At 67.9% G+C, this 20260-nt stretch carries 17 protein-coding genes; 5 read left to right on the forward strand and 12 right to left on the reverse strand.

What is annotated here, in order from left to right; genetic code table 11:
- Nucleotides 1-4: 4 nt before the first annotated feature.
- Nucleotides 5-1423 carry a GMC oxidoreductase gene (locus CDO81_RS03095; RefSeq protein ID WP_088481671.1) on the reverse strand — a complete coding sequence of 473 codons (1419 nt, stop codon included), beginning with the start codon at nt 1421-1423 and terminating at the stop codon, nt 5-7.
- A complete protein-coding gene (locus tag CDO81_RS27470; RefSeq protein ID WP_158218147.1) occupies nt 1420-2463 on the reverse strand; it encodes an NAD-dependent epimerase/dehydratase family protein in 1044 nt (347 codons plus the stop codon). Before CDO81_RS27470 ends, CDO81_RS03095 begins: the two co-directional genes overlap by 4 nt.
- Nucleotides 2464-2757: 294 nt before the next feature.
- Here CDO81_RS27470 and CDO81_RS03100 point away from each other — a divergent pair, with 294 nt between their 5' ends.
- From CDO81_RS03100 to CDO81_RS03120, 5 genes are read left to right on the forward strand one after another with little or no spacing between them, the layout of a single operon-like run.
- Nucleotides 2758-3732 (forward strand): glycosyltransferase family 2 protein, encoded by a 975-nt coding sequence (locus CDO81_RS03100; RefSeq protein ID WP_158218148.1) that lies wholly within the window; start codon nt 2758-2760, stop codon nt 3730-3732.
- Nucleotides 3733-3741: 9 nt separating this feature from the next.
- Nucleotides 3742-5202, forward strand: a complete 1461-nt coding sequence (locus CDO81_RS03105) for a lipopolysaccharide biosynthesis protein (RefSeq protein ID WP_088481673.1) — start codon at nt 3742-3744, stop codon at nt 5200-5202.
- Nucleotides 5199-6146, forward strand: coding sequence for a glycosyltransferase family 2 protein (locus CDO81_RS03110; RefSeq protein WP_088481674.1), 948 nt, complete (start codon nt 5199-5201; stop codon nt 6144-6146). Before CDO81_RS03105 ends, CDO81_RS03110 begins: the two co-directional genes overlap by 4 nt.
- Nucleotides 6143-7336, forward strand: coding sequence for a GNAT family N-acetyltransferase (locus CDO81_RS03115; protein ID WP_088481675.1), 1194 nt, complete (start codon nt 6143-6145; stop codon nt 7334-7336). The genes CDO81_RS03110 and CDO81_RS03115 overlap by 4 nt, the downstream gene beginning before the upstream one ends.
- Entirely contained in the window at nt 7333-9030 is a 1698-nt protein-coding gene (locus CDO81_RS03120) for an asparagine synthetase B family protein (RefSeq protein ID WP_241516822.1), read from the forward strand. The genes CDO81_RS03115 and CDO81_RS03120 overlap by 4 nt, the downstream gene beginning before the upstream one ends.
- A 214-nt stretch (nt 9031-9244) precedes the next feature.
- Here CDO81_RS03120 and CDO81_RS03125 read toward each other — a convergent pair whose 3' ends face one another.
- From CDO81_RS03125 to CDO81_RS03170, 10 genes are all read right to left on the reverse strand, one after another.
- Nucleotides 9245-9784 carry a hypothetical protein gene (locus tag CDO81_RS03125; RefSeq protein ID WP_088481677.1) on the reverse strand — a complete coding sequence of 180 codons (540 nt, stop codon included), beginning with the start codon at nt 9782-9784 and terminating at the stop codon, nt 9245-9247.
- A 208-nt stretch (nt 9785-9992) separates the two neighbouring features.
- On the reverse strand, nt 9993-10556 hold the full coding sequence (locus CDO81_RS03130) for a hypothetical protein (RefSeq protein WP_088481678.1): 564 nt from the start codon (nt 10554-10556) through the stop codon (nt 9993-9995).
- An 847-nt stretch (nt 10557-11403) separates the two neighbouring features.
- Nucleotides 11404-12501, reverse strand: a complete 1098-nt coding sequence (locus CDO81_RS03135; protein WP_088481679.1) for a DegT/DnrJ/EryC1/StrS family aminotransferase — start codon at nt 12499-12501, stop codon at nt 11404-11406.
- Complete coding sequence (locus tag CDO81_RS03140) at nt 12502-13098, reverse strand: acyltransferase (protein ID WP_088481680.1); 597 nt, start codon at nt 13096-13098, stop codon at nt 12502-12504.
- A gap of 4 nt (nt 13099-13102) precedes the next feature.
- The gene (locus tag CDO81_RS03145; RefSeq protein ID WP_088481681.1) at nt 13103-14173 is read right to left on the reverse strand and encodes a Gfo/Idh/MocA family protein; all 1071 of its coding nucleotides are present in this window, start codon (nt 14171-14173) and stop codon (nt 13103-13105) included.
- Between the two features lie 68 nt (nt 14174-14241).
- On the reverse strand, nt 14242-15201 hold the full coding sequence (locus CDO81_RS03150; RefSeq protein ID WP_088481682.1) for a polysaccharide deacetylase family protein: 960 nt from the start codon (nt 15199-15201) through the stop codon (nt 14242-14244).
- Nucleotides 15198-16511 carry a putative O-glycosylation ligase, exosortase A system-associated gene (locus CDO81_RS03155; protein WP_088481683.1) on the reverse strand — a complete coding sequence of 438 codons (1314 nt, stop codon included), beginning with the start codon at nt 16509-16511 and terminating at the stop codon, nt 15198-15200. Before CDO81_RS03155 ends, CDO81_RS03150 begins: the two co-directional genes overlap by 4 nt.
- Nucleotides 16504-17703 carry a glycosyltransferase family 4 protein gene (locus CDO81_RS03160; RefSeq protein ID WP_088482424.1) on the reverse strand — a complete coding sequence of 400 codons (1200 nt, stop codon included), beginning with the start codon at nt 17701-17703 and terminating at the stop codon, nt 16504-16506. The genes CDO81_RS03155 and CDO81_RS03160 overlap by 8 nt, the downstream gene beginning before the upstream one ends.
- A gap of 5 nt (nt 17704-17708) precedes the next feature.
- Nucleotides 17709-18941, reverse strand: a complete 1233-nt coding sequence (locus tag CDO81_RS03165) for a glycosyltransferase family 4 protein (RefSeq protein WP_158218149.1) — start codon at nt 18939-18941, stop codon at nt 17709-17711.
- A complete protein-coding gene (locus CDO81_RS03170; RefSeq protein ID WP_088481685.1) occupies nt 18938-20254 on the reverse strand; it encodes a nucleotide sugar dehydrogenase in 1317 nt (438 codons plus the stop codon). Before CDO81_RS03170 ends, CDO81_RS03165 begins: the two co-directional genes overlap by 4 nt.
- Between the last annotated feature and the right edge of the window lie 6 nt (nt 20255-20260).

The following is a 20260-nucleotide window of genomic DNA, read 5'->3' on the forward strand; positions in this document are numbered from 1 at the left end:
TGGATCAAGGGCTGGGCACGCGCTGGCCGCCCAGGTGGGCAGCCAGGCGCAGCGCCAGCGCGGCGATGGTGAGGCCGGTATTGGCAATGCCGCTGGCCGGGATCAGCGAGCCGTCGCAGACATACAGGTTGGCCACCCCGTGCACGCGCGCCTGCGGGTCGCAGACACCGGCGTCCGGGCTGCCTGACAGGCGGGCCGTGCCCGAGTGGTGCGCGGCAGAGCGCAGGTCGGCCTGCCAGCCCGAGAACACGCGTGAGGCGCGGGTGACGGGCGCCAGCCACGCCAGCACGTCACGTACCGCCGCCTCCATCTGCTCACGGAAGGCAGGCGTCAGGTGCCAGCGACGCACCCCGACCTCACCCGCCCCGTCGTCGCGCGGACGGCTCCACACCGAGGGTTCAGCCGCGGTGGGCATCTGCGCGCACAGCAACAGCGTGTAGTGCCGCGTGGGCAGGTGAATGCCGAACTTGAAGGACAGGATGTCGAGGATGTCGTCCCAATGGCGCAGCAACCGCGCATAGTGCGCCGGGTTCCAGGGGTTGCGGCGAAGCTCGTTCAACACGCTGCCGACCTGCTCACGCCGGCTGGCGCGGTAGTAGTTGGCGGCCGGGCGCAGCTGGAACGACATGTGCAGGCCGTCGCGCTTCACGACGAGCGGCAGGCGCAGGTTGCCATCGGTCCCGGGCACCCGGTAGTTCCACAGCCGGTACAGCGGCACCGTGACCTCGACCTCGCCGACGAAGCCCATCGGGTGGTCTTCGTAGTGGGCGCCGGCGTGATCCAGCCCGGGCAGGGGCAGGCGAGCGCGCAGCTTCTGCAGCAGCACCGGCGACGCCAGCCCGCCCGCGCACAGCACGAACACATCTCCCTCGACGCGCTCGCGTGATCCGCCCTCCTCCACCAGCAGACCGGCGATGCGCCCGTCGGGCCCGACGTCGAAGTCCACCACGTTGCCCGGCACCACCGTCACGCGCCCTTGCAAGCCCAAGGTCGTCCAGAGGTTGCGCGGCCAGCGCGGGTAATACAGGCCCTGCATCAGGCCGGGCGGCAGGCCCAGCTCGCGGTAGCGTTGCTTCAGCTGCTCGATGGCCTCGCGCACCCGCGCCAACTCGACGCCGGACAGCAGCGAAAACGCCTGCGCGTAGTAGGGGTCCAGCTCGGCCTTGGGCCAGGGCCAGTGGGCGGAGAAGATCTCCTCATCAATCTCGATGAGGCCGTTGTGCCACAGCTGGGTCGACCCACCCAGCCCCGCGCCGAAGTGGGGTTGCGTGACGGCGGGCAGCCCCACGTCCTCCACGGGGAAGCGCGGGTCTTCCACCGCCGCGCCCCGCTCGATGAGGACGACCTCATGCGTGGCGAGCAGCGCGTGCGCCAGCACGCAGCCGCCGAGCCCGGCGCCGACGACGACCGCGCGCGGTTTCATCGGGGGCCGTGTTGCGCGGGCTGGCCCAGCCACACGCGGCTGCGGGCGACGCCTTCTTCGAAATCAACGCGGGGCGCCCAGTCCAGCAACCGCCGCGCCTTCTGGTTGGAGAAGGCGATCGGGAAGGTCTCGCGCATCACCCGCCCGAGCGGTGGCCAGGGCGCGACAGGGGGTTGCCAGCCTGCCAGGCGCTTGAGCTTGCGCCAGACCCGCGTCGGCACGCCGCCCATGGGCTCCGGCGGATGCTCGGCCCAATACCGCTTGGCCTCATCGGCCGACCGTTCCACGAACCGCGGCGGCGGCGACGCCAGGGCCGCAAAGGTGCGGATGAACTCGCCCCAGGTGATGGCCTGATCGGCGGTGATGAACATCGCTTCGCCGAGCGCGTCGGCGCTGCGCTGCGCCGCCTGGATGGCATCGCAGACGTCATCGACGAAAACCGCATTGCAGACCCCGCGGCCACCGTCGAACAGCGTCACCTCGCCGCTGCGGGCCTGCGCCAGCACCTGACGCTCGAAATGCCCGCCCAGGCCGTACACGACCGTGGGGCGAAGGATGACCACCGGCAGGTCGCCCCGCGCATGGGCCGACTGCACGATTTCTTCCTGCTCGGCCTTGGAGTCGGAGTAAGGCTCGCCATAGCGGCCGATCCGCGCCGTGGCCTCGTGTGCAGCCTCCGGCCCGGGTGCCGGCCCGTGGACGGACATCGTGCTGACGTGCACAAAGCGCTTCACCCCGTGGCGGGCGGCCGCCTCCACCAGATGCCGCGTCGCCTGCGGCCCACGATCACCGTGCGCCAGGTGGATGACCTGCTCACACCCTTGCACAGCCGCGTCGAGCGAGCGCGGGTCCAGCAGGTCACCGACCACGGCCGCACCGCCGCCGGCCTTCACGGCATCCGCCGCAGCCGGGCTGCGAACCAGTGCGACATGCGGTTCGGCGAGCCCCTGCTCGGCGAGTCGCTCGCGCAAGCGGCCGCCGATGTAACCCGTGGCCCCGGTGATCAGGCAGCGACCCGGGCGTGGCTCGATAGGACTCATACGGAAACGTCGAGACTGGACGGTGAAGGGGGAGAAGACAGCCGGCTGACCCGCCTGGCGAGACGCTGCCACGCACCGCGGGAACCGCGAACAACGACGCAGCCGCGTGTTGAGGCCATGATAAGGGACACCCATGTCACACCACGCCTGTGCAGACAGCCCAAGTGCGGGGTGTGCGGGGCACGGCGGCAGGTAGGCCGCGTTCTACACTGCGCCGCGCAAGCGCCATCCCGCCTCCTGGTCACGCCCGGGGCCGTCTTCCGGCTTCAACGGCGCCGGCCCCCGACTCCGTCCATGTCCGCTCACCTCGCCGTCATCATCTGCACCTGGAACCGCATCGACGTGCTGGTGGACACGCTGGCCAGCCTGGCGCAGGTGACGCCGCCGGCAGCGCCGGTGGACGTGCTGGTGGTGGACAACAACTCGTCTGATGGCACCTCGGCGCGCGTGCGCGACTTGGCTGCGGGTTGGCCGCTGGGGCGGCTGCATGCGTTGTTCGAGCCTCGCCAGGGCAAGCAGTTCGCACTGAACACCGGCATTGCGCGAGCGCGCGAATTGGGCTGCACGGTGCTGGCCTTCACCGACGACGACATCCTCTTCCCGGCCGACTGGCTGCAGCGGATCGAGGCCGTCTTCTCCAACCCCACGGTTGCCCTCGCGGGCGGGCGCACCGAACTGCAATGGCCGGCCGCAGGCCGCCCGGCGTGGTTTCACGACGGCATGGCCGCCATCGTCGGCGGCGTGGACCTCGGACCGCAGCGCCTGCTGCCGCCACCGGCCAACTACTCGCCGGCGGGCGCCAATCTCGTGGCCCGCATCGACCTGTTTGACCGCGTCGGCCCGTTCTCGGAGGCCCACTTCCGGCACATGGACTACGAGTTCGGCCAACGCTGCCTTCAGCGTGGCGAAGCGGTGGCCTACGAGCCCTCGCTGGTGGTCACGGCCCCGATCGAGCCGGCCATGCTGACCCGTCGGTACTTCCGGCGCTGGTCGCTGAAGGCCGGCATCTCGCCCTGGCAGGACATGGCGCCCGACGTGCGTCATCTCGCCTGGGTGCCCCTGTGGCTGTACCGCCAGATGGTTCAGGATGCGCTGGCCTGGTTGCTCGCGCCGCTGCGGCGTGAAGCTGCAGCCGACCGCTTCTATCGCGAGCTGCGCCTGTGGCGCGCCTGGGGCACCGTGGCGAGCCGCTGGATCTCGCGACTGCGCCCGGGCGCCTACCCGGCCTGGGTCGAGGCGCGATCGCAGAAACGCAAGAACGTGTACTGAGGACGCGGCATGAGCACAGTGCGCCGGTCTCTCGGCTTTGCCTTCCTGGAGCGCTACCTGCTGATCGGCCTGCAGTTGGTGTCGTTTACGCTGCTGGCACGCCTGCTCACGCCGCACGAGATCGGCCTGTATTCGGTCTCCATGGCGCTGATCAGCATGGCCCAGGTGGTGCGCGACTTCGGCCTGGCCAACTACCTCATCCAGAAGAAAGACCTGGGCCGCGAGGACGTAGGCAGCGCCTTGGGCCTGTCCATCCTGCTAGGTGCGGGCCTGTTCCTGCTGATCAATCTGGCGGCACCGTGGATCGCGGAGTTCTACCGCGAGCCCAGCCTCGTCAACATCATCCGCATCATCTCGATCAACTTCCTGATCCTGCCGTTCAACTCGATCTCCATCGCCCTGCTGCGCCGTGACATGCGCTTCGATGCGCTGATGCGCATCAACGTGTGCGCGGCCGTCGCCAGTTGCTTTACAACGCTGGGGGCGGCGTGGGCCGGCGCCGGCTCGGTCAGCCTCGCGATGGGCGAGATCACGAGCAGCCTGACCATGGCCGTGGGCGTGAGCCTGGCGGGCGCGTGGGGCCGCTTGCCGAGGCCGCAGCTGCAGCGGTGGCGGCAGATCGTCGGCTTCGGTGGGCCGGTGACGGCGGCCAATGTGGTGACGTCCATCTCCATGGACATGAATGACCTCGCGGTCGGCAAGATCCTGGACTTCAGCCAGGTGGCAATTGCCAGCCGCGCACAAGGCCTGATGAACCTCTTCGCGCGCGACGTGATGGGGACCATCCGCGCGGTGGCCTACCCGGCCTTCTCGCGGGCCCATCGCGAGGGCGACGCGCTGGAGCAGCGTCACCTGCAGAGCCTGGCAGCCGTGAGTGCGGTGGCGTGGCCTTTCTATGGCTTCGTCGGCCTGTTCGCGCTGGAAGTGCTGCGGCTGATGTTCGGCACGCAGTGGGATGCCTCCGCGTCCCTCGTGCCCATCTATTGCGCGGCCGGCGCCGTCAGCGTCATCAACAGCCTGGTGCCCACCGTCATGCTGGCCGCGGGGCATGCCAAGCTCGTGGCGATGGCAGACCTGATCATCCAGCCGGTGAAGGCGGTCGCCCTGGTCGCTGTGTTGTGGTGGTGGCGTGAGCTGCAGCCGCTTGCGTTCGCTTTCCTCGCGATGGCCATCATTGCCGTTCCCTACTTCTATGGCTTCAAGCAGCGCTGCCTGCCCACCGACTACCGCACGCTGGCCCGGGAGTTGGGCCGCAGCGCCCTGCTGGCCTTGCTCAGCCTGGCGCCCAGCGCCCTCGTCGTGCAGGCCCTGCGTGAGCCGGGGCAAGCGCTGCCGCTGCCCGGCATGCTGGGCTGCGCAGCCTTGACCTGCGTGATGTGGCTGGTGGGGCTGCGCCTCTTGAATCACCCGCTCTATCCGGAGCTGATCGGCTTTCTTCGTCGGCGTCGCGCGCCGAGCACGCCCGCATGAACGTCTTCGTCGTCATCGTCACCTTCAACGGCGCCGCGTGGATCCGCGGCGCCCTGCAGTCGCTGCGGGACAGCGTGCACCCGTGCACGGCCGTGGTGATCGACAACGCCTCCAGCGATGACACGGTCGAGATCATCCGGCGCGAGTTCCCTGAAACCGTGCTGCGCGAGGCGGGCGGTAATCTGGGTTTCGGCCGCGGCAACAACCTGGGCATCGCCCACGCCTTGCAGCACGGCGCTGACGCGATCTTCCTGCTCAACCAGGACGCCTACGTCACCCCGCAGGCCATCGGCTTGATGGTGGATTTTCTGGAATGCGGGGCTGGCCACGAGATCGTGTCCCCCCTGCACTGCAGCCCCGACCTGACCCGCGTCGATCCGCAAACCCAGCAGGGTTATCTGCAGCGCTACGCTGCCGCGTATCTCTCCGATGCCTGCCTCGGCCAGGTCAAACCGCACTACACCATCCGCGGCATCAACGCGGCCGCCTGGATGATGCGCGCCGACGTGTTCCGCCGGGTCGGCGGCTTCGACCCGCTCTATTTCATGTATGGCGAGGACGACGACCTGATCGAACGATTCGCGCACCATGGCATCCGCACCGCCCTGCTGCCGCAGGCGCGCATCGTGCATCTGCGGGCCAAGGCGCCGCGGCCCGCGCAGACGTGGTGGCAAACCACCCGCGCGCGCAGCGAACGGTATCGCTCAGGCCTGCTGGTCGACTTGAAGCAACCTCGCGCCCGGTTGCCCGGCCGCCTGGCGCGCCTGGTGGCTGACGGCGTCATCCGCCCATTTGCCAATCTGCTGAGCTCCCATGACGTGCAAGCGTTGGTGGCCCATCTGTGGGCAACCGCGCGCGTGCTGACGGAGCTGCCGAGAATCCAGCGCCACGCTCGCCTGTGCGCCACCCCGGGCCCGCACTTCCTGGATTCACCATCGCCATGAGGCAGGCGCCGGACGGCCCGCTGAGTGGCGCTGCTCGGCGCCCGGGGCTGCCGCGCGGACCCGCAGAACGAGGCCATCCCGCGCCGACGCAAAGCGACACCGCCACGGTTCAGGCGTACGCCCATGTCCGCGACCTGCCTGCCGACGCCCTGGCGTTGCTCGCCGAGGCGGAGTCACAGCATGTCGAGTTCGGCGCTGACTGGTACGCGAACCTGATCGACACGGTGCAAGCGCAAGCCCCTCGCTCGGCGGAGGTGCGCCTGCATGTGCTGCGGCAGGACGGCCAGGTCAAGGCCGTGCTGCCGACCGTGCGGCATGCGCGGCGGCTGGGGCCGGAAGTCGCGTCGCTGTCGAACTTCTACTCCGCGCTGTATGCCCCCGCGCTGGCCGACGGCGTGGACGCGCCGGCGCTGCTGCCGCTGTTGAGGAGCCTGCGGCGCGAGCGTGTGGCGGCCTATCGCTTCGCGCCGATGGACCCGCAGTCACGCCCGTTCCAGGTGCTGCGCGAGGCCATGCGCCTGGCCGGCCTGAGCACCCATGCCTACTTCGCCTTTGGCAACTGGTACCTGCCGGTTCACCAGAGCTGGCCGGCCTACCTGCAGGCGCGCAGCGGCCAGATCCGCAGCGCCCTCAAGCGCCAGGGCAAGAAGTTCGCCGCGGAAGGCGGCCGCCTGGAGATCGTGCACGGCGGCCCGGCACTGATGCCCGCGCTGGCGGCCTACGAGTCGGTCTATGCCCGCAGTTGGAAGCTGCCCGAGCCCTACCCTGCCTTCATGCCAGGCCTGATCCAACTCTGCGCCCGCCGCGGCTGGCTGCGGCTGGGTGTGGCCTGGCTGGGCGAGCAGCCGATTGCCGCCCAGATCTGGATCGTGGCCAACGGCCGCGCCGACATCTACAAGCTCGCCTACGACGAGACCTACAAGGCGCTCGCGCCCGGCACCCTGCTGACCGCTCACCTCATGGAGCAGGCGATGGATGTCGACCAGGTCCGGGAGATTGACTACCTGATCGGGGACGACCCGTACAAGGCCGCCTGGATGAGCCACCGGCGCGAGCGCTTCGGGCTCGTGGCCTACGACCCGCTGACGGTGGGCGGGCTGCTCGGCCTGGCACGCCAACAGATCGGCGCGGCGTGGCGTCGATGGCACCCGAAACCCGCGCTGCACAACGACAATGCGGCCGCTGCGTGAAGCTCGAACCACAACAAAAGATGCACAACCACACCCTAGCGCCTGACACGCCCTTTGCCGCCGGCAACGCACGCTTCGGCACGGCCGCCGACGACGCGATGAACGCCTGGCAACAGGCCTTTGCCGCCCGTGGCGCCCGCTGCGCGGCCGACGCCGTGGGCGAGTTTGCCGTGGCCCTGGCGCTGCCCGGCGGCGGCACCTACCTCGCGGTGGACCGCTTTGCGGTTCACAGCCTGTGCTACGCGGTGCACGACGGCCGGCTGCATTTCGCCACACGGGCCGATGAACTCGCCCGCCTGCTGGGCATCCAGGAGATCGACCCGCAGGCGATCTTCAACTACCTCTTCCACCACTGCATCCCGTCGCCGCGCACCATCTACGCGGGCATCTACCGCCTGCCGCCGGCGCACTACGCGCTGTTCGAGAACGGCCAGCTCACCGTCGCGCCCTACTGGACGGCACGTTTCGATGAGCTCCGCAACCCGAGCTTCGATGAGCTGCGCGACGAGTTCCGCGGCATCCTGCGCACCGCCGTGAAGGACAGGCTCGCGGCCGATGGCCAAACCGCCTGCTTCCTCAGCGGCGGCACCGACAGCTCCACCGTCTGCGGCCTGCTGGGCGAGGCCACGGGCAAGCCGGCCGCCAGCTATTCCATCGGTTTCGAGGCCGAGGGCTATGACGAAATGGCCTATGCGCGCATCGCCGCCAAGGCCTACGGCGCCGATCATCACGAGTACTACGTGACGCCGGCCGACCTCGTGAAAGCCATTCCGGACGTGGCGGCCCACTACGACCAACCGTTCGGCAACTCGTCGGCCGTGCCGGCGTTCTACTGCGCGAGCAAGGCACGCGCCGACGGCTACACCCGCATGCTGGCGGGCGACGGCGGCGACGAGCTCTTTGGCGGCAACACGCGCTATGCCAAGGAGCGGGTGTTCCACGTCTACACCCAGATCCCCTCGCCGCTGCGCGCGGGCGTGCTGCACCCGCTCTTCATGAACCCGGTGACGGGCAACATCCCGCTGCTCAAGAAGGGCACCAGCTACATCCGCCAGGCGCGCGTCCCCATGCCCGACCGCATGCAGAGCTACAACCTGCTCGACCGGCTGGGCATGGCCGAGGTGCTCACCCCCGCCTTCCTGGCGGCGGTCGACACCCAGGGCCCGCGCGAGCACCAGCGCGCCACCTGGGCCGCCGGCCCGCATGAGGCCAGTCTCGTCAACCAGATGCTCGCCTTCGACTGGCGCTACACCCTGGCCGAGAACGACCTGCCCAAGGTGGTCGGCACCACCGCGCTGGCCGGCGTGGACGTGAGCTTCCCGCTGCTGGACACGCGGCTGCTCGATTTCTCGCTCAAGCTGCCGACCCGCTACAAGCTCAAGGGCCTGAAGCTGCGGTGGTTCTTCAAGGAAGCCCTGCGCGGCTTCCTGCCCGACGAAATCCTGACCAAGAAGAAGCACGGCTTCGGCCTGCCCTTCGGCCCCTGGGCCGTCAAGGATGCGGCGCTGAATGCCCTGGCCACCGAGTCCCTGCGCGGCATAGTGGCACGCGGCATCGTGCGGGCCGACTTCGTCGACAGCCTGCTCACCCAGCGCCTGAAGGAGCACGCCGGCTACTACGGCGAGATGGTGTGGATCTTGATGATGCTGGAGCAGTGGCTGCGCCGGCATGCGCCGAACTACCGGCTGGGTTGAGGCGGCGCTTCGGACGGACTCCAGGCTGGGGTCTGGTCCGCCCAGCAGTTGGGGTGGCGAGCGCTAGTTGAAGAGGCAGCGACGCTGGGAGGTATGGCCGCGAAAGGCTGGTTGCGGTCTTCCGCTGATGCCGGCCTGACTGCCGGCAATCGACCCTGAGCGGAATTCCACAGGCTCGGCTTCGTCGCCACAAAACGGTTGATCGGGCAACAAGTTAGCCCGTCAATTCCAAGCCGTCCTCATAACGGAATCGGTAGATTCGCTTCTCGAAGTCAACTGCCTCAACGCAATCGGGCAGGAGCGCGAATCCCTCGGAGAAGATGTCCGCCCCGGACTCACTCCAAAGAACTGCACCGTCCTCGGACAGTCGCGCGATCTCCAGTTCCCCGTGCGAAACGAATGCGTCCCTGGGTTCGTGAAAGTAGATTCCGAAGCACGTGGCTGAGTCCACCTTGGTCGACCAGATCACCTTAGGCGGCCGAAGGCTCAGGCAGACGACGTTGTCACCCACTGCCAGATACAGAAAGCCATTTCGGTAGACGGCCGAATGCTCATGGACTGCGCTCGCGCCTCCGCCGTTCGAGAACACTGCGACCGGCGCATCGTCCAACAGGACACCATGAATTGAACTCGCTCGCGATCCAACTGCCAAGTCGACTTCAAGCGCGTAGCTCCGTGCGTTGTCAGCAGAACCGATCGAGTGCCCCGGTTCATCGATGACGTGAACGGTCCCTAGCGGAGTCTTGAGGAGCATGGTCTGTTGATCTTGCGTTTCCGGGAGCTGCTGTGCACGACCGTCGGCTCCTGGGCGAGAGTACTCGCTCGCGGGCATCGCCGGAAGCCGCCGTCCGGGCCGACGACCGAAGTCCGCTTCTCAAGGCAGCGATCGGACCGTGTCGACCCGTTCCAGTCATCCACATAACGATTTTCTGGACTGATAGCAGTCGTTGCCATGCAACGCATCACTTCGCAGCTAAGGGCCGCTCGACGACTACGAGGCGCTGCCGGGACAGATAAACGAGCTTGCCATCTCGCACCGTAACGTCTGCAATGCCAGCACCATCCGAGGAGACAAAATCATCAATCAAGCTGAATGAGTCGCCGTCATTCCTCAATAGCAGGAAGCGCGTACGCCCGGCCTGCGGCACTTCTACACCGAACAACGCCAGCACAGAGCCATCCGGCTTTGCTCGTTCACCGAAGGCATGAAGGCCGTAGCCGGGAAACTTCAGCTTGAGCACTGCAGCGACCATCTGTCGTCGGTCAGGAAACTCCTTTGGCAACGACGTTGATTCAACCAGCTGCGCTGCTCGGTCAGCTTCACCCGGCGCTAGATTCTTCGTGTCGTTCCTGAACTCGTCGTAGTCTCGATAGGCCTTGCGCAGCTTGATCGACTGCCCCTGGTACTCGACAGAGTCCCCGAACCTCGCCGTGTCATCAGCCGCCTGGCAGGGCAATGCCGGACAAACGAGCAAACACATCAGCGAAACACGCCGTACCGCGGCCTGCCAAAGGTACTTCGTCATGTCGGTGTAGATAAGTAGTGCATCAACCAGCGCCTGATGCTATGCGAGGCAGCCTCCAAAGCGTCCGGTCGTCAGTGGCTGCTCCTGGCCGAGAGTACTCGCTCGCGGGCATCGTCGGAAGCAGCCGTCCGGGTCGGCCGGCGGCCGATGTCCGCTTCTCAAGGCGGCGATCGGACCCTGTCGAACCGGAGCTGCCATCCATTCTCGCGAACCAGCCACCCCAAGCCGGTCGCATGGCGCCGGCACCTCCCGTCTGAATCGCAAGCTAGAGCTGGTTGGTGCTGTACAGGTCTACTTCAAATCCGTGCCGTTCGACAAGCGCGGTGGCGAGAGTGCGAGCCGCGTTTAGGTCTGCAACGATCAAGTCCTTGCACCTTACGTAGCCAAGCGCACCCTTTGCATGGTTCGACACAGAGAACTCTTCTGTATCTAGGATCACGTCGCCTTCGTGATATCGACTGGACCAGCGATGGTGCTCAGTACCAATCGGCAAGGTGCCAACCGGAAATCGCCACCGCCGGTGGCTCCAGAGGGTCGTCTGACCGTCAACACTCAGCACCAGGCCGCATGCATGCGTCGCGACTCCGTCAAGTCGATATCTGATATCGATCCAGAGCTCTGTACAAGTGGCGTGAGCGCGCATCGCCTGAATCCTATGTAGGGCTGTTCGAGTGCTGACCTTGATGGCTGGCCGATCACGGTCACTCAGCGCTTCTCCTGGGAGCTGCCGTTCGGCGGGGTCGGCTCCTGGCCGACGGCGGACGCCAGCCGCGGTCGACTCGAAGGACGGCACCCGCTGAAATGCAGCCTGCCACCCGACCCCACACGGCCAGCAGCGCCCGCTGGCTCAACCTAGCGCCCGCGCCAGCGCAGCCACCACCTCGTCCTGCTGGGCCTCGGTCAGGTCGGCGCTCATCGGCAGGCTCATCACGCGCGCGGCGGCGCTGACGGCCTGTGGGCAGGCGTCTGACGGCGCGAAGCGCGCGTAGGCCGGCTGGTGATGCAGCGGGCGCGGGTAGTGCACGGCGGTGGGGATGCCGGCGGCCTTGAGCTGCGCCTGCACGGCCTCGCGGTCGTCCACGAACACGGTGTACTGTGCCCAGACGCAGTCGCGGTCGGGGCGCACGGCCAGCAGCTGCAGGTTCGGCACGGCGGCCTGCAGTTTGGTGCGGTAGGCGTCGCCGAGGGCCAGGCGGCGCTCGATCTCCCAGCCGAAGCGGTCGAGCTTGCCCAGCACCACCGCGCATTGGAGGGTGTCCATGCGGCCGCCGACGCCCAGGCGGGTGTGCAGGTAGCGCTGGCTTTGGCCGTGCACCCGGATCTCACGGCAGGCTTGGGCCAGGGTGGTGTCGCTCGTGAAGATGGCGCCGCCGTCGCCGTAGCAGCCCAGGGGCTTGCTTGGGAAGAAACTGGTGCAGCCGAAGGTGGAGAGGTTGCAGCTGCGCCGTCCCTGGTAGGTGGCGCCAAAGCTCTGCGCCGCATCCTCGATCACCGGCAGCCCGTGGCGCGCGGCGATGGCGTTGATGGCGTCCATGTCGGCCACCTGGCCGTACAGGCTCACCGGCATGATGGCGCGGGTGCGTGGCGTGATGGCGGCCTCGATCAGGCGGGCATCGAGGTTGGCGGTGTCAGGCTCGATGTCGACGAACACCGGCACCCCGCCGGCCAGCACGATCATCTCGGCGGTGGCCGCGAAGGTGAAGGGGCTGGTGATGACCTCGTCGCCCGGCTCCAGGCCCAGCGCCATCAGGCAGATGAGCAGCGCCTCGGTACCGCTGGCCACGCTGATGCAATGCGCCGCACCCGTGTAGGCGGCCAACGCGGCCTCCATCTCGGCGACCTCGGGGCCCATGATGTACTGCCCGTGGTCCAGCACGCGCTGGATGCGGGCGTTGATGTTGTCACGCAGAGCCGCGTACTGGCTCTTGAGATCGATGAAGTCCATTCAGCGCACGTCGAGAAGTTGCAGTTCGCCGCCCTGCAGGCGGTAGCGATCGCCGGTGTGGGGGCACTGGGCGTCCAGGGGCTGGTCGCTGTGCAAAGGCAGCTCAAGCCGCTCGCCGAAGCGACTCATCCAGCCGATCTGGCGGGCTGGCACGCCCACCATCAGCGCAAAGTCGGGCACGTCGCGGTTGACGACCGCGCCGGCGCCGATGAATGCATAGCGCCCAATCGTCGTGCCGCACACGATGGTGGCGTTGGCGCCAAGCGTGGCGCCCTGCTTCACCCGTGTGCGGCGGTATTCGTCCTTGCGTGCGATGGCGGAGCGCGGGTTGTAGACGTTGGTGAACACCAGGCTGGGGCCGCAGAAGACGTCGTCCTCCAGCGTCACCGCGTCATACACCGACACGTTGTTCTGGATCTTGACGTTGTGGCCGATCAGCACGTCGTTGCCGACGAACACGTTCTGCCCGAAGGAGCAGCGCTCGCCGATGCGGGCACCGGCGCTGATGTGCACGAAGTGCCAGACGCGGCAACCGTCGCCGAGCTGGGCGCCTTCGTCGACGATGGCACTGGGGTGGATGGTGGTGGAGGCGCTCATCGCGTCAGTAGGCCAGCGGCAGGTTGACGCGCTTGCCATCGCGCGCACTCATGTAGAGGGCGATCAAGAGCTCCAGCGACTTCAAACCCTCGCGGCCGTCGGTCTCGGGGGGGGCCTCGCCACGCAGCGCGCGGATGACGTTGTCGTAGTAGAGCGGGTGGCCGAAGCCGTAGACCGAGGTGGTCTGGTAGCTGGCGTCCTGGATGAGGGCGTCCATCTCATGGGGCGTCTGGAAGTCCCAGTGCTGGATCTCGTTGACGGCCAGGCCGCCCACCCGCACCGAGCCCTTCTCGCCCAGCAGCGTGATGGAGCCTTCGAGGTTCTTGGGGTAGGTCAGCATGCTGACGTTGACCGTGCCCATGGCGCCGTTGCGCCACTTGAGGGCGGCCACGCCGCTGTCTTCCACTTCGATGTTGCGCGCCAGCGTGCCGGTGTAGGCCATGACGCTCTCCACGGGGCCGCAAATCCAGTCGAGCAGGTCGACATAGTGGCTGGCCTGGTTCATGAACGCGCCGCCGTCGAACTCCCAGGTGCCACGCCAGGCGGCGCTGTCGTAGTAGGCCTGGGGCCGGGTCCAGAACACGTTGACGGCCACGTTGTAGAGCCGGCCGAAGCGCCCTTCCGACACGGCGCGCTTGAGCAGCTGCAGCGTCGGGTTGCGGCGGTTCTGCTTCACGACGAAGAGGCGCACACCCGCGTCGTCGCAGGCCTTGACCATGGCCAGGCCGTCCTGCCAGCGGGTGGCCATGGGCTTTTCGGTCATCACATGCACGCCGGCTGCCGCGGCCTCGATGGCCTGGCGGGGATGCAGGCCGCTGGGCGTGGCCAGCACGACGCAATCGACGCCCAGCTCGCCCTGGGCGCCCAGCAGATCGGTGAGGGACGAGAAAGCGCGGGCGCCGGTCTTGGCCACGGCCGCCTGCAGGGCCACCGGGTCGGTATCGCACACGGCCACCAGCACGGCCCGCTCGCCGTGCTTCTTGATGGCCTCCATGTGGTTCTGCGCGATACGGCCGCAGCCGATCAGCGCAAAGCGCACCAGGCGGTCGGTGACGGGAGGACGGGACGGTTGCATGCAGATCACCAGGAGAACGAATGTGCAGCCCGCATTGTCCCCGGGCTCGGCCCCCCGTGACGCCGGCCTCAGTGCGCCAGGTTGCGCAGCAGCCGCAGGCCGAACTTCAGCCGGCTGCGGTCCCAGGGCGTGAAGCGCGGGATCTGGAAGATGTCGTCCCCGCGGCGCGCGGCCGCCCAGCGGGTGGAGACGGCCGCATCAAAGCCCAGCTCCCGCACGATGCCGGGATGGACGTCGGGCAGGTAGTCACTCCCCGGCTTGCCGTTCGGGTAAGCGAACAGGCCCACCTTCTCGCCGAGCAGGGCCTGCAGCACGTCGCGGCTGCGGGCGATCTCGTCGGCAGCCTGCTGCGGCTGAAGCGTGGCGAGGATGGGGTGGCTGACCGTGTGCGCCCCGATCTGCATGCCGGCGGCTCGAAGCGCACGGACCTGCGCGCCGCTCATCATCAGGTCGTCCGGCGGTGCCACCTCGGCGCGGGTCGCTATCGCGTTGACGCAGGCCAGCCGCGGCTCGGGCGGCAGGTACTTGACGCGGCCGATCAGCGCAGCGATGGCCGCGCGGCGATGCGCGGTGTCACCCAGCACATGCTGGCCGAGGTCGTCGCCCCGGCCGTCCTGCAGCCCGCGCAGGTCCAGCGTGGGCAGCGCACTGCGCCGGATCGACTCGATCAGGGTGTCGTTCCACATCCGGCCGCCGTCCAGGAAGCCGGTGGCCACGAAGAAGCTGCACGGCAGGCCATGGCGGCGCAGCAAGGGCAAGGCGATGTCGTGGTTGTCGGCGTAGCCGTCGTCGAAGGTGAGCACCGCAGCGCGTGCGGGCAGACTGCCGTCGGCCAGGCGCCGGGCGGCCTCGTCCAGCGGCAGCACGTTGAACCATGACTTCACCCAGCCGAGGATTTCGTCGAAGCGGGCGGCATCGACCTCGTCCGGGAAAAGCGGGTCGGGCTGGGCCAGCACGCGATGAAAGATCAGCACGTTCAGACGCGCCCCAGCGCCTGCGGGCGACAACAGACTGAGCAGCGGCTTCATGGCTGGGGCACGGCCTTCTTCTTGAAACGTTTCGCCAACCAGGGCGGCAGGATGATCACGGGCTCAGGCTTCTCCGTCAGCCAGGCCTTGCGCGCCAGCCAACGCCGGCCCAGCACCACCATGACCACCATGTTGTACGGCAGGTCCCAGTAGGACAGGCTGAGGAAGGCGCCGCCCACCGCATAGCCCACCAGCGACACCTGCACCATGGCGCCCAAATCGGACAGCCATTGCGTCTCGGCCTGACGCTTACCCTGCACGCGCAGGTACTTGGCCGAGCCCCAGGCAAAGCCGAACAGCGTGAGGAACAGGATCAGGCCGATGAAGCCCTGCTCGCCCAGCATCTGGAAGTAGATGCTGTGCGCCGCGTGGACGTCCGACGGGTCAGGCGCATACAGCGCGAAGATCGAGGCCGTCCAGATGAAGAAGCCGCCGCCGAAGAAGTTGGCCTTGGCCAGGTTCCAGGCCATCCACCAGGCATTGATCCGCCCCATGGCGGAACCGTCTTCCTGATAGGTCTTGATGGTGCCCATGCGCTCCCACCACTCTGCAGGCATGAACGACAGCATCACGAGGGCCGCCACCATCATGCCGATGCCGGTGACGACCTTGTTCTTGCTTCGCAGCCACATCACGAAACCCATGGCCGCAATCGCGAGCAAGGCCCCGCGCGAATGGCTGCCCAGCGCGGAGGCGGCCATCATCAGCATGCAGAAGGTCATCACGCCCTTGGCCCATTTGGCGTGAAGCTGCATCTGCACGAAGCGCATCAGCGGAATCACCATCACCGCGGCCAGCGCCATCTCGTTGTTGCCTTCGATGTAGGTGTTGTCAGGCCCCCAGACGCGGTAGCTGCCCCCGGTCGCCACCGTGAACATGCCGCCCTTCACGCCATAGAAGCCGACCGAGATGACGTTGACCCATACGAAGAGCATCACGTGACGACGGGTGTAGAGCAGCACCATGGTCACCAGCACCATGAGGTCGATCTTCATCACGCGCTTGTAGAGCTCGAAGCTGCCGTCCCAGAGCATGGCGAATGGCAGGGTGATGGTGAACCACACCATCAGCAGGATGAGCGTGATGCTCTCGCGGTTCAACGAAAAGTCGCGCCTGTCCTTGGTGGTGAACAGACCCACGAGGGTGGCACCGCCGATCGCCGCGGCCACCGGCAGGCTCTTGACCTGCCAGGTGAGCTGGTGCGGGTTCATGATGCTGATCCACGTCCAGCACAGGATGCCGATCCAGGGCCGGCGGAAGGCTTGCAGGAAGCACCAGCCGATGATGACGAGCAGGACAAGGTCACGCATGCAAACGACTTCCCGTGACGGAATGGAACAGGTTCAGTTGACCCTGGGTGGTCTCCTGCCAGCCGAAGCGGCAGGCATAGGCCTGCACCGCCTCGCGGGCAGGTCGTGACCGCCATAGATCCAAAGCGGCAGCCGCCAGGCCTTGCGGCGAGCGGTCGTGCACGAGGCGGCCCGTGGACGGGACTTCGACGATCTCGGGAATGCCGCCCACCGCCGTAGCCACCACGGGCGTTCCGCAGGCCATGCTTTCCAGCAGCACGTTGGGCCACCCCTCGCGCTCGGAGGCCAGCACCAGCATGTCGGCCGCACCGTACCAGGCGGCGAGCTGATCCTGGGGCAAGGCGCCGAGGAGCTTCACCTCACGCGCCAAGCCCAGGCGCTCAATGTGAGCCTGGAGCTCATCGCGCAGCGGGCCGGCACCGATGATGCACAGGCGGGCGTCCAGACCTTGGCTGCGCAGGCGCGCCACCGCCTCGATCACGAGGTCGTGGCCCTTGAGCGGCACGAGGTTGCCCACCGACACCAGCAGCGGGCTGCCGTCGACGCCCAGCCGCTGGCGCAGCGCGGGCACATCCGCTTCCACGTGAAAGCGGGTCAGGTCCACACCGTTGCGCAACGCAACCTGGCGGGCGCTGGCCAGACCCAGTTCCTGCATGCGGTCCACCAGCGCCTGGCTGACGCCGATGGAGGCTCCGGCCACGCGCGAGGCCCATTGCATGAAGCGCCTGGGCAGCGCGTGGCGGCCGATGAGGTTGATGTCGCTGCCCCGGGCGGTGACGGTCAGCGGCTTGCCAAACCAGCGTGACAACAGCGCCGCAGCCACGCCGTCGGGGTAGTAGTAGTGGGCGTCGATGACGTCGAAGTCGAAGCCTTCATCCAGCAGTTGCCGCACCGCCCCGCGGGCACCGAGCGCGAGCATCAGCGGCGCCGTCGTCATTCCCACTTTGGGCAGCAGCAGGTAGCGCGGATGCAGCACGTCCAGGCCGTTGCGCTGCTCGCGCAGCGGCGTCGCGGCGAAGCGGGCGTAGTCGCCCCAGCGTGGAGCGGCAGACGGGAACCACGGCACCGGCGCCACGACGCGTGACTCGACCTCGCCGCTCTTGAGCAGTTCACGCAGGCGCGTCTCCACGAAGATGCCATGGCCCGGCCGCACGCTGCTTGGGAACAGCGTGGAGAAGGTCAGCACCTTCAGTGGGCTCACGCGCCGCCTTCCTGAGCCTCGTGCGCCTGCCACGCCTCGACGAGGACGGCACCGAACACATCGGCCGCCACGCGGTGGCCGAAGCGGTCTTCCACCAGCGAGCGCGCCGCGCGTGACAGCTTCAGGCGCAGAGCCTCGTCGGCCAACAGCCGCAGGGTCGCGTCGGCCAGCGCCTCGGCACCGTCAGCGCGCAGGAAGTGCGTGCCGTGGTCCACGTCCAGGCCCTCGATGCCGATGCTGGTGGACACCACCGGCAAGCCCATGGCCATGGCCTCGAAGGCCTTGATGCGCGTGCCGCCGCCCACCCGCAGCGGGATCACAAACGCCTGCGCATCGCGGGCATGGTCGCGCACGTCATCGACAAAGCCCGTGAAGCTCACCCCTGGCACCTGACGCTGCACCAGCGAAGGCGGCGGGTTCTTGCCCACGACGCGCAACTGTGCGTTGGGCACCTGGGCGCGCACGCGCGGCCACACGTCCTCGATGTAGAAGCGGATGCCGTCGACGTTCGCCTCCCAGTCCATCGAGCCGGTGAACACCACCACGGGCACACCGCCGGCCGGGGCCTGCCAGGAGAAGAAGTCCAGGTCGACGCCCGTCGGGATGGCACGCGCGGTCTTGAGGCCGTCGTTCTTCTCGAACATCTTCGCGTCGCGTTCCGACACGGTCACGACGCGCGTGAAGCCGGCCAGCACCTCGCGCTCGAAACGGCGCATCTTGGCGGCCTGAGAGCCCCACAGCCAGCGCAGTGCGGCGCTGGACGCGGTCTTGGCATGGCGCTCGAAGATCTCGGCCTCGACGTTGTGCGTGAAGCAGACCGTGGCGCCCCGCATCTGGCGCGGACGCAGCACGGCGGCATGCACGAAGTCGAACACGACCACATCGAACGCCTGCGCCGCCAGCGCCTGCTCCACGGCCGCCACCGCCGCGGGCGTGCGGTCGTTGACCACGTTGATCGGCAGCGCCGACAGCAGGTCAGGGGCGCGCTGCCAGCGTGGGCGTGGGGCGGCCGGGGCCCAGCCGATGAAGCGGTGGCAAAGGCGCTCGAGCTCGCCCTGCCATTGGCGCTGCTGTTCGGGAGCGGCCGGCGACAGCAGCGTGATGTCGAAGCGGCCGCTTTCCTTCAGCCCGCGCAGGATGTTGCCGGTGCGGATCTTGCCGCCGGCGTCGGCCGGGAACAGGAAGACCGGCGAGATGAACGCGATCTTCAACGGCGAGGGCTGGCTCACCAGCAAATGCCCTCGTACTGCGCAAAGCCAGCGGCGCGCAAATCGGCATACCCGTTCAGGTCCACGACACGCGCGCCCTTGGCGAGGCTGATGATGCGCTGGCGGGTCTCGGCGTCGGCATGCCCCACGACGACGATCTCGGCGCGCGCCAGGGCCGCGTCGGGCGTCTCCTGCAGCAGCTTGTCCAGGTGCGGGATCTCGCGGTCGATGTACTCCTTGTTCTTGCCCAGCAGCCGCGCGATCTTGACGAACTTGTCGTAGATGGCGAGATCGAAGCCCTTGCCCAGCAGCCGCTCGGCGAGCACCACCAGGGGCGAGTCGCGCAGGTCGTCGGTGCCCGGCTTGAAGGCCAGGCCGAACAGGGCGACGGGCTTGCGGCCGGCCGCGGCGATCAGGTCGTAGGCGCGACTGATGTGGGCTTCATTGCTGTTCAGCAGCGAGCCCAGCACCGGGATGTCCACGCCGCGCTCACGCGCGATGGTGAGGAAGCCCTTGACCTCCTTGGGCAGGCAGGAGCCACCAAAGGCGAAGCCGGGGCGCAGATAGGCCTTGGAGATGTTGAGCTGCTTGTCCTCGCAGAACAGCGCCAGCACGTCGCGGGAGTCGAGGCCCGCCTCCTTCAGCACCGCGCCGGCCTCGTTGGCGAACACGATCTTCAGCGCATGGAAGACATTGCAGAGGTACTTGACCGACTCCGCCACGCCCACGTCGGCCGCCACGAAGCTGCCCGGCACGCCGGTGTAGAGCCGTTTCATGACCTCGACGCCGGCTTCGTCCAGGCTGCCGACGATGGTCTGCGGCGGGTTGTGGAAGTCGGACACCGACGAGCCTTCGCGCAGGAACTCGGGGTTGAAGACCAGGGACAACCGGTCACCGATCTTGCGGCCCGCCGCCTGCTCCAGCAAAGGTGCAATGCGGGCCCGCGTGGTGCCCGGAGCGACCGTGCTGCGGATGACCAAGGTGTGCTGCCCGTCCTTCTTGGCGATCTCGGCACCGATCTGGCCCACCACCGCGTCCAGCGCGGTCAGGTCGGGCATGAAGTTGGGCAGCGCCGGCGTGGCGACCGAGATCAGCGAGATCTCGGTGTCTCGGACCGCCCGCGCGACGTCCTGCGTGGCGGTCAGCTTGCCGGCCTTGACCGCCGAGGCGATCAGCTCCTCGATGCCCTCCTCCACCACGGGCGACTGCCCCGAGGCGATCAGCTCGACCTTGAGCGGGTTGATGTCCACGCCCACCACCTCGTGGCCGAGTTCGGGCAGGCAGGCGCAGGACACCGCGCCGACATAGCCGAGACCGAAAACCGAAACCTTCATCCTGTT

Source organism: Roseateles puraquae, assembly GCF_002205845.1.
Classification (GTDB): domain Bacteria; phylum Pseudomonadota; class Gammaproteobacteria; order Burkholderiales; family Burkholderiaceae_C; genus Pelomonas; species Pelomonas puraquae.

Excerpts from the sequence above, each read along its gene's own strand:
- CDO81_RS03095 (WP_088481671.1), bottom strand. The coding sequence starts at position 1,423 with ATGAAACCGCGCGCGGTCGTCGTCGGCGCCGGGCTCGGCGGCTGCGTG.
- CDO81_RS27470 (WP_158218147.1), bottom strand. The coding sequence starts at position 2,463 with ATGAGTCCTATCGAGCCACGCCCGGGTCGCTGCCTGATCACCGGGGCC.
- CDO81_RS03100 (WP_158218148.1), top strand. The coding sequence starts at position 2,758 with ATGTCCGCTCACCTCGCCGTCATCATCTGCACCTGGAACCGCATCGAC.
- CDO81_RS03105 (WP_088481673.1), top strand. The coding sequence starts at position 3,742 with ATGAGCACAGTGCGCCGGTCTCTCGGCTTTGCCTTCCTGGAGCGCTAC.
- CDO81_RS03110 (WP_088481674.1), top strand. The coding sequence starts at position 5,199 with ATGAACGTCTTCGTCGTCATCGTCACCTTCAACGGCGCCGCGTGGATC.
- CDO81_RS03115 (WP_088481675.1), top strand. The coding sequence starts at position 6,143 with ATGAGGCAGGCGCCGGACGGCCCGCTGAGTGGCGCTGCTCGGCGCCCG.
- CDO81_RS03125 (WP_088481677.1), bottom strand. The coding sequence starts at position 9,784 with ATGCTCCTCAAGACTCCGCTAGGGACCGTTCACGTCATCGATGAACCG.
- CDO81_RS03130 (WP_088481678.1), bottom strand. The coding sequence starts at position 10,556 with ATGACGAAGTACCTTTGGCAGGCCGCGGTACGGCGTGTTTCGCTGATG.
- CDO81_RS03135 (WP_088481679.1), bottom strand. The coding sequence starts at position 12,501 with ATGGACTTCATCGATCTCAAGAGCCAGTACGCGGCTCTGCGTGACAAC.
- CDO81_RS03140 (WP_088481680.1), bottom strand. The coding sequence starts at position 13,098 with ATGAGCGCCTCCACCACCATCCACCCCAGTGCCATCGTCGACGAAGGC.
- CDO81_RS03145 (WP_088481681.1), bottom strand. The coding sequence starts at position 14,173 with ATGCAACCGTCCCGTCCTCCCGTCACCGACCGCCTGGTGCGCTTTGCG.
- CDO81_RS03150 (WP_088481682.1), bottom strand. The coding sequence starts at position 15,201 with ATGAAGCCGCTGCTCAGTCTGTTGTCGCCCGCAGGCGCTGGGGCGCGT.
- CDO81_RS03155 (WP_088481683.1), bottom strand. The coding sequence starts at position 16,511 with ATGCGTGACCTTGTCCTGCTCGTCATCATCGGCTGGTGCTTCCTGCAA.
- CDO81_RS03170 (WP_088481685.1), bottom strand. The coding sequence starts at position 20,254 with ATGAAGGTTTCGGTTTTCGGTCTCGGCTATGTCGGCGCGGTGTCCTGC.